Annotated in this window: 1 protein-coding gene and 4 pseudogenes; 2 read left to right on the forward strand and 3 right to left on the reverse strand. The window is 63.8% G+C overall.

Annotated elements, in window-relative coordinates:
- Positions 1 to 11: 11 nt before the first annotated feature.
- Both QOI01_RS36545 and QOI01_RS36550 read right to left on the reverse strand, forming a co-directional pair.
- Positions 12 to 236 (reverse strand): annotated as a pseudogene (locus QOI01_RS36545) (NAD(P)H dehydrogenase); the annotation flags it as partial.
- Between the two features lie 606 nt (positions 237 to 842).
- Entirely contained in the window at positions 843 to 2,018 is a 1,176-nt protein-coding gene (locus tag QOI01_RS36550; protein ID WP_526389208.1) for a PPE family protein, read from the reverse strand.
- A gap of 664 nt (positions 2,019 to 2,682) precedes the next feature.
- Between QOI01_RS36550 and QOI01_RS36555 the strand changes: the two are divergent.
- A pseudogene (locus QOI01_RS36555) lies at positions 2,683 to 2,883 on the forward strand (transposase); the annotation flags it as partial.
- Between the two features lie 6 nt (positions 2,884 to 2,889).
- Positions 2,890 to 3,030, forward strand: a pseudogene (locus QOI01_RS36560) (ketol-acid reductoisomerase); the annotation flags it as partial.
- A gap of 69 nt (positions 3,031 to 3,099) precedes the next feature.
- Here the strand turns inward: QOI01_RS36560 and QOI01_RS36565 are convergent.
- Positions 3,100 to 3,215, reverse strand: a pseudogene (locus tag QOI01_RS36565) (NAD(P)H dehydrogenase); the annotation flags it as partial.

Below are 3,215 nucleotides of genomic sequence, written 5' to 3' on the forward strand. Positions count from 1 at the left end.
CGTCGATCTCGTTATGACGTCAGCCGGTCGGCGAAGGTCACCACCCGGCGCGCCAGGTGCTCGAGGGCGTCCGAAGTGACCTGGTCGAATTCGTTGATGTTGTCGTGCGTGGTGACCAGGCTCGCCCCATACGGGTTGCCGTCGACGAACTTGCACGGATCGGTGTATCCCGTTGGCACGATGATGCCGCCGAAGTGGATCAGCGTCAGGTAGAGCGAGAGGAGCATGGCCTCACGCCTGTCCGTGAGCTGACGGTCGTGGAATGCAAGCAACGGGCGCGACTTCGGCTGTCGCATCGCAGCGATGCTAGGGACGCGATGGTGCTCACTCGCGTCTGGGATGCGGGGCACGCCGACGTAGACGGTCTAGTCGGCTGGGCCGCCGCGCTGGTCGACGACCTTACCGCGTGCGCCGAGATCTCACCGCCGCGCCTGCGCCCGGCGCTGAGGAAACCTTATTGAGCCCTGCGGCGATGCTTGGCTTGGGACAGGGCTGTTCGCCTCTGACTGTGGCGCGTCACCGAGGTTATTGTCCAGGACATCGCGGTTAGCGGTGGTGAAGCCGAGGGCGTCGAGGAACCAGCCGAGACCGCCGTGGTGACCGTGTTCGGCGAGGAACTCGCGCAGCTCGGTGTGAACAGTTGGGCTGGGCGCCCTGGGCAGGCCGCCGCGACCGACTTCGTACATCTGGCAAGCCAAGCGCTGCAGACGTTTTGAGCAACGACCTGGAGGCACAGAATCGTTGCGGCCGGGTTGGCGGTGGCACGGACATTGACCGAGCGGGCGGTGCCTGATCTTATGCTTGCGCTGATGAGGAACCCGGCGGGTCGGCGTGGGCCTTTCTCATCCGCCCGCTGGAGGTCGACGCATGATGGTCCCAGGGATCGGCGGTCCATAGCCTTTCTCTGCCGGCTTGTCCCGCTGGGCTTTGCGTGCTCCCGGTGGCATCGGCGGGACGAACATCGGGATCAGTGGAGCGCCGTCCGCTGATGTTGCCACTAATGGCGCTTCTGCGGCAGCCAGCTGGATGGGGGAGGTGACCGCCGAAGGCGGGACCACAAGGTTGCCGACATACATTCCCCTGCCCGTAGAAGCGGTGACAGAAGTCTGCACTGCACTGGCCGCAGCGGCGGGTGGGGCATAGACATTGGGCGCCCCTCCCACGGCCTCGGGACCGGTGAGGTTGTACGCGAGAGCAAGGTTGCGCGGGGTGGCGGCCAGGACGTCTGGGTACTGACCGGGGAGAAAATCATGACCCCCGGTGACAGCACTAAGGAAGTTAAACGGGAAGCCGCTCTGGATGACGCTGGCTTCCTGACCAAGGAAGAACCCAATAGTCGGATTGGAGAAGAACGCATCCGTGGGAAGGTCTAAAGCGGCAGGCGCGGCAGCGGCTGGTGCATTGGCTACCGCCGCGGGCTGGGCCGCCCTGCCAACCGGGCGGGTCATGGTGGGAGGAGGCGTGAACGGCGGTAACGCCATGGTCTGCAGACTGGTCGCGTGATAGCCCAGCATGGCCGTGGTGTTATTCGCCCACATCTGCATGTACTGGGCCTCGGTGGCCGCAATGGCGGGGAAGTTGACGCCGAAGACGTTCGTTGCGATCAGCTGAGCCAGCAGCGTGCGGTTGGCGGTAACCACGCTCGGATGCACCACAGCCGCCCAGGTGACCGCGAACGAGCTGGCCATGCTGGTCGCCGCCATCGACATCTGAGCGGCCTGGACCGCGGTGGCGTGTAGCCAGGCGGTGTAGGGAAGGGTTGACAAGGTCATCGCCGTCGCTGACGGCCCCTGCCAAGGAATGCCCGCCACGGTCGAGGTGTAGCCAGCGGCGGTCTGTCCTAGCTCGCTCGCCAGCTGGCGCCAGGCGTTGGCAGCGGTGAGCAATGATCCGGGCCCCGGCCCTGAATGAATCAGTGCCGAGGTGATCTCCGGAGGAGCCGCGAAATCCAGGCTTAGCCTGTCAAAGCTCAGCATCGATCGTCTCGATGCGGCTTCGGCCGGATCGGGTGCGGGCAAGACGGCCATCGTCGTGCGCCAAGCATGAGAAACGCCACACTACGAGCGGCCCGCTGAGAAACCGCTGAGAAGCGCACCGGACTGCTCACCGGCGCACTATCGCAAATGGGGGTGAAAGGTTCGGCTTCGAGGTAGCACGGCGCCGGCCAGCAAACTCGTTTGAACCAACAAAATCACAGCGGCGCTACTGCGTCGCCACGAGTATTGTGGGTGCCGTCATCGGGCGAGAGCCAACTTCATGGGGAACGAACTCGCATAGACGTCAACGTCATCTGCTTGCTCATTTTTGAGGCTGTGCTTTATGTTGCTCGGCACCGCCCTCGCGGGGAGCCGCTATTGGCTGGGGGTTTAGGCCAGAATAGGAAAGCTGATGAATAAGGAACTCATGAGCGCGTCGGCGGCAGCGGTCATAGCACTGGCACCCCTTTGCATTCCACCCGCACAAGCACACGCCGACGATCCTTGTGACAACATCACCGATCCCGCTGCCCACCAGACCTGCATCGACGAGTCCGTGCGCGATGACCCCTACAGACCGCACATGGGCGATTGCCAGGCGAGCCCCAATTATGGAGCGGAGGGCCAATTTTGTCGGAACTCCTGGTCCGAAAGTCTGCGCCCCAAAGGGCGGCGGGGCTATGCGGAAAGGTTACAACCGTGCCCCCAGATTTCGGCGCACTTCGCCGAGATCTATGGGGCGTCAGTGTCCAAGGAGACGATCAGCCGGATCACTGACAAGGTGATCGAGGAGATGAACGACTGGGCCGCAAGACCTTTGGATGAAACCTACGCCGCGATCTTCATCGATGCGATCGTGGTGAAAGTCCGCGACGGTCAAGTCGCCAACCGGCCGTTCTACGCGGCGCCCGAGCTGGTCGCCAACGTCGAGGGCGGCAACAAGCAGCTCGAGCAGCGGCGCAAGGAGAACGCCGAGCACCCCATCGAGGTCACCGGCAAGAAGTTGCGTGACCTGATGAGCTGGGTGGATCGCCCGATCACCGAGACGGCCTAGCCGGGTATTCGCCGAGATCGACGTTAGCGCGCCGACTTTCGGCGTGTCGTCACGCTGCCGTCGATCTCGTTATGACGTCAGCCGGTCGGCGAAGGTCACCACCCGGCGCGCCAGGTGCTCGAGGGCGTCCGAAGTGACCTGGTCGAATTCGTTGATGTTGTCGTGCGTGGTGACCAGGCTCGCCC

The organism is Mycobacterium sp. (assembly GCF_032162605.1).
Classification (GTDB): Bacteria; Actinomycetota; Actinomycetes; order Mycobacteriales; family Mycobacteriaceae; genus Mycobacterium.